The 5157-nt window shown below is 72.2% G+C and carries 5 protein-coding genes; 2 read left to right on the plus strand and 3 right to left on the minus strand.

Features of this window, described 5'->3' with window-relative positions:
* Positions 1–79: 79 nt before the first annotated feature.
* Both ACJA3G_RS29510 and ACJA3G_RS29515 read right to left on the minus strand, forming a co-directional pair.
* Complete coding sequence (locus ACJA3G_RS29510) at positions 80–1024, minus strand: zinc-binding dehydrogenase (protein ID WP_406556093.1); 945 nt, start codon at positions 1022–1024, stop codon at positions 80–82.
* Positions 1025–1118: 94 nt separating this feature from the next.
* A complete protein-coding gene (locus ACJA3G_RS29515; protein ID WP_406556094.1) occupies positions 1119–1856 on the minus strand; it encodes an SDR family NAD(P)-dependent oxidoreductase in 738 nt (245 codons plus the stop codon).
* A gap of 216 nt (positions 1857–2072) precedes the next feature.
* Here ACJA3G_RS29515 and ACJA3G_RS29520 point away from each other — a divergent pair, with 216 nt between their 5' ends.
* The gene (locus ACJA3G_RS29520; protein WP_406556095.1) at positions 2073–2909 is read left to right on the plus strand and encodes a BTAD domain-containing putative transcriptional regulator; all 837 of its coding nucleotides are present in this window, start codon (positions 2073–2075) and stop codon (positions 2907–2909) included.
* 568 nt (positions 2910–3477) lie between these two features.
* Complete coding sequence (locus tag ACJA3G_RS29525; protein ID WP_406556096.1) at positions 3478–4710, plus strand: IS701 family transposase; 1233 nt, start codon at positions 3478–3480, stop codon at positions 4708–4710.
* Between the two features lie 28 nt (positions 4711–4738).
* Here the strand turns inward: ACJA3G_RS29525 and ACJA3G_RS29530 are convergent.
* On the minus strand, positions 4739–5157 hold a 419-nt coding region (locus ACJA3G_RS29530; protein ID WP_406556097.1), incomplete at its 5' end, for a serine hydrolase.

Here is a 5157-nt window from a genome sequence, read left to right on the forward strand (position 1 = left end):
GTGCGGACCGCCGGGCCGGACCGGGGCAGCCGGAAGGGCCCGGCGGTCCGCACACACCGCCGGGCCCTGGAGTGGTTTCTCAGAGGGTGAGGACGACCTTGCCGTTGGCCTGCCTCCGGCGCAGCGCGTCGAGGGCGGGCTGGGGATCGCTCCAGGAGCCGACCGCCGCGACCTCGGGCGTGAGCCGCCCCCGCGTCACCAGCCGCACCAGGGAGGCGAGGTCACGGCCGACGTCGCGCCGGGTCACCTCGTCGAAGAGGTGGAGGTAGCCGATCCGCAGTCCGGGGCGCGCATGGCCCCAGTCCAGGGGCAGCCGCAGCTCCTCGCGCACGGTGTTGCCGTAGCAGACGACCGTGCCGCCCGGCCGTACGCGGCCGAAGGCGCCGGTGAGCACCTGGCCGCCGACGCTGTCGACGAGGACGTCCACCACACCGCCGGCTGCTCCCTCCTCGTACGTCTCGACGGTGTGGGCGCCCAGCGCCCGCAGGCCCTCCGCGCGGCCCGGGGAGCCGACCTGGGCGATCACCTCGGCGCCCGCCGCGGCGGCGAGCTGCACCAGCATCCGGCCCACTCCCCCGCCCGCGCCGGTGACCAGCACGGAGCGGCCGAGCAGCGGACCGGCGTACTCGGTGGCGTACAGCGCGGTCAGTCCGGCGACCGGCAGGGCAGCGGCGGCGGGCCAGTCCAGGTCCGCCGGCACGGGGGCCAGCCGGGAGGGTGACAGGGCTATCCGCTCGGCCCAGCCGTCGCGTTCGGCGAGCGCGGTGACCCGGGTGCCGGCCGCGGGTCCGCTGCCGTCGGCGGCGGCGCGCAGGACCGTGCCGGCCACGTCCCAGCCGAGCCGGGAGCCGGGCGGGAGCTGCCCCATCAGGGCCAGCTCACCGCGGTTGACGGCGATCGCGCGCACCTCCACGAGCGCCTGGTCGGGGCGTGGTTCGGGCTCGGCGACCGAGTCGAGGCGCAGGGCGGGGTCGCCGCAGACGAGTGCCTTCACGAGGCCCCCGCCCACTTCGCTCGGGTCCATGGGGACATGAGTGCCGTTCTCCTTCGGTGAGAGGGGGTTGCTGCCGGGGATGCCGTAGGGATGCGTACGAGGTCGCGGCGGGGACGTCCGCCGGTCACCACCTCAGTCCGCCGTTGACCTCCAGGACATGGCCGTTGACGTAGTCGGAGCCGTCGTCGGCGAGGAAGAGCGCGGCGTCGGCGACCTCGTCGGCCCGTCCGGCGCGCCCGGCCGCGATCTTGCCGCGGTAGTAGTCCCAGACGGCTTCGTTGCCGGTCAGCCGGCGCCCCATCCCCTCGTCGATGAAGCCGGGGCTCAGGCAGTTCACCGTGATGGGTTTGCCCGCCAGCTCCACGGCGACGACGCGGGTGAGCATCTCGATCCCCGCCTTCGACGCCGCGTACGCCGACGAGCCCGGGGCCACCCGGGTCGCCAGCGCCGACGACAGGGTGATGACGCGGCCCCCGCCGTCGCGCACCAGGTACGGCAGCGCCGAACGCACGGAGAGGAACGTACCGTTGAGGTTGGTGGAGATGACGTCCGTCCAGTGCGCGGCGTCCAGCCGTTCGGCCGGACCGGCCCGGCTGACGCCCGCGCCGGCCACCAGGACGTCGAGGCGGCCGTACGCCTCGTAGGTGCCGCGCATCAGTGCCTCCACCGAGTCCGGGTCGCGGACGTCGACGGGGTGGTAGGCGAGGTCGCCCTCGCCCACCGGCGGCAGTTCGCGCCCCTCGTCGGGCTCGCGGGCGGCGCAGACGACGCGGCACCCTTCCTTGGCGTATGCCTGGGCGATCGCGTACCCCAGGCCTTTGGTGCCACCGGTGACGATGGCGACCTTCCCTGCGAGTCGCACGTGTGCCTCCTCGGGGATCGTGTCGACGGGCTCCGACGGTACGGAATCCCGAAGGAGGCCGGCTGAACTCCCGATGGGGGGCCGCGATGGCGCGAGTTGACGGATCCTGAACTCTCCTGGGAGAGCGGGCCGGGCCCCGGGGATAGTCTCGCTGAACGACGGGGCCGCCGGTTGCGGGCGGTCTCGCCCATCCGGGAGAACTAACGAGAGGTCGTCATGGAATTCTCGGTGCTCGGTTCGCTGCGCGTGCGGGAAAACGGTCAGGATTACGCCCCCACGGCGCCCAAGCAGCGTCAGCTCCTCGCACTGCTCGTCTTCAACGCCAATCAGGTCGTCACGGTCGGCACGTGTATCGAAGAGCTATGGGGAGAAAGCCCTCCGGATACCGGGCTTTCCACACTCCAGTCGTACGTCCTCCAGCTCAGGCGCATCCTGAAGCGCGTGCCCCGTATCGGCAGCCTCAAGGCGGCGCGTGAATTGCTGCAGACCCGGGACGGCGGATATCTGCTCACCGTGCACCCCGGCGGACTCGACGTGGAGCGCTTTCACGAACTGGTACGAGAGGGCCGGTCCGAACTCGGCAGGAACGACGCCATGGCCTCCGAACTGCTTTCCGCGGCGCTGGGTTTGTGGCAGGGATCGGCGCTCTCCGATGTTCAGGCCGGACCTGTATTGCGTATTCATCTGGCGGGTCTGGAGGAAACACGGATAAGCGTCCAGGAACAGCGTATCGACGCGGATCTCCGACTCGGCAGGCACCATGATCTTCTCGGCGAACTGAGCGCACTGTGCGCGCTGTATCCGACGCACGAGAACCTGCACGCGCAGTTCATGCTGGCGCTGAGCCGTTCCGGGCGGCGCACCCAGGCGCTGGAGGTCGTCCAGCGCCTGCGCAGGATGCTCGGCGACGAGCTGGGGCTCGAACCGTCCCCCCGGATGAACCGCCTCCATCAGGCGGTGCTGGCCTGCGACCCGGTGATCGACGCCCCCGTCGAGACCGTCCCGTTGCTCTCGCTCGATCTGCTGGCCCACAGCGGAGCCCGCTCGGCCTGACTCGACACTGGCACGGCCCGACCGGAATCAGGACACCGGACCAGCCCGCCGGAAGCGCCCGGCCGCGAAGACCATGTGGTCTTCGCGGCCGGGCGTTTTGGCGTCCGCGCCGGGGTGTCACCCTTCACGGGTACGGCCCTGGGCCGCGCGCCGCGGCCGACCGCCGGTAGCGGGCGTACCACCCCACCGACCCTGTTTTCATGGGGCGTCCTATGTGGCCGGACCACACCTCCCCCGCGCGCAACCACCGCTGTCACACCGCCCTCACCAGGGCGTGCGCCGAGCGGGAGGGGCCGGCCGACCGGTCCTTTACCGGGCCGTGCCGTTTCCCGTGGTGTCCGCCACCACCACGGAACGCCACGTGTGACATGTGTCTCCGGCAGGAAGCGAAGGCCACGGGATTGGAAGCGGTGGGAGGGGGGTCACGCCCCGTTCAGGAGTGGTCGGAGGGTGTCCCCTCACCCTTGGCACGCGAGCGCGCCAAGAGCATCGTTGGAGCCGGAATCAAGTGGTTCGCCGCACCGCGCGGACCTTCCTCCCACTCATTCCAAGGTCCACGGGGGACTCGATGAATGCCGCTGCCCAGACACTGGAGAACTGTCCGCCGGACGACGGCTGGCACCAACGCGCCGCACCCGCTGGCTGGGACGAGCGGGTGCTCACCGAGGTGAGCACCGTGCTCTTCGCCTCCCTGCGCCGCAGCGACCAACGGCTGCGGGGCCTCGCGTATCTGCGCGGCCTCCTCGGGGCGCAGGGACGCCGCTCCATCCGCAACATGGCGGCGCTGCTGGGTGGTTCGGCCACCGAGCAGAGCCTGCACCACTTCGTGAGCGACTCGACCTGGGACTGGGTCCCGGTGCGGCGCTCCCTGGCCCGTCACATCACCCGCCTGGACCCGCCGTTGGCGTATGTGGTGCGGCCCATGGTCATCCCGAAGACCGGGGAGAACTCCGTCGGGGTGGACCGCCAGTTCGTCTCCGAGCTGGGCCAGCTCGTCAACGCCCAGCAGGCGGTGGGGGTGTGGTCCGCCAACGAGCGCATGAGTGTGCCCCTCAACTGGCGGCTGCACCTGTCGTCCTCCTGGCTCGACGACCGTATCCGGCGCCGCCAGGCGTCCATCCCCGACGACCTGGGCGACCGCACCCCGGGCGACTGGGCGGTGGAGGCGGCCGTGGAGACGGCGAGCGACTGGGGGCTGCCGCGGCGCCCGGTCGTACTGGACGCCCGGCACATGGACCTGGCCTCCACCGTCGCCGCGTTCCGGGCCGCGGGCGTGCCCTTCCTCGCCCGGGTCGGCGGAGCGGTCCGGCTCACCGTGACCGACCCGGCGCCGCACGGGCGCGCCCCGGAACTCCGGCAGGCCGTGCAGATCATGACGGCCGCCCGGGACCGGATGCGCCCGGCGCCGCTGCCGGGACGCGACCTCGGCAGCGGGCGGCCGATGCACCTCACCACCAAGATCCGCGTCCGCCCCTCCCCGGCCGTACAGCAGTTGGCGGGACCCGGGGAGCTGGTCCTCCTGGGCGTGGCGGAGGGCGGCCGGCAGGGGCCCGTGGAGTTGTGGCTCACCGATATGACGGAGACGCGGCTGCCCACCCTGATGCGGCTGACCCGGCTCGTCCGGCGCGCCGACCACGACTTCCGCGAGACCACCGACCGCCTGGGCATCCGGGACTTCACCGGCCGCTCGTACGCGGGCTGGCACCGCCATGTGACGCTGGCGTCGGCGGCGCACGCGGTGTCGGTGCTGGACGGGGACGGGCAGGGGCCGAGGAAGGCGGCGCGAGGGCGTCAGGACTGACCGGCCGTCGGCCGTGGCGTGACCAACCTCAGTGGCGCAGCAGGGCACACGCGAAGTCCTCCTGGGCCTTGCGCAGTTGGACCAGGAGTGCCGGCTTGAGAGTCTTGCTGGTCTGGGTGGTGATCGAGAAGGTGAGGGACTTCCTGCCGTCCGGTGTCGCGGCGGCCAGTTGGGTGTATCCGGCGGTGTTGCCGGTGTGGCCGTAGAGCACACCGCAGCGGGTGGCGTAGCGGAAGAGGGCCAGCCCGGCCGAGTTGACGCCCGGGCCCGCCGGTTCGGAGGCGGCGCCGGGCAGGAACGTCAGCTGCTCCTTTCGGGTGTGCGGGGAGAAGAGGCGGCCTCCGGCGTAGCCCCGGATGAACCGGCCCAGGTCCTTCGGGGTCGAGACGACGGCGCCGGACGCCCAGACGCCCGAGGTGTCGAAGAGTTCGGTGACGTCCTCGGGCG

The sequence above is a fragment of the Streptomyces sp. YS-3 genome (assembly GCF_045257485.1).
Taxonomy (GTDB): domain Bacteria; phylum Actinomycetota; class Actinomycetes; order Streptomycetales; family Streptomycetaceae; genus Streptomyces.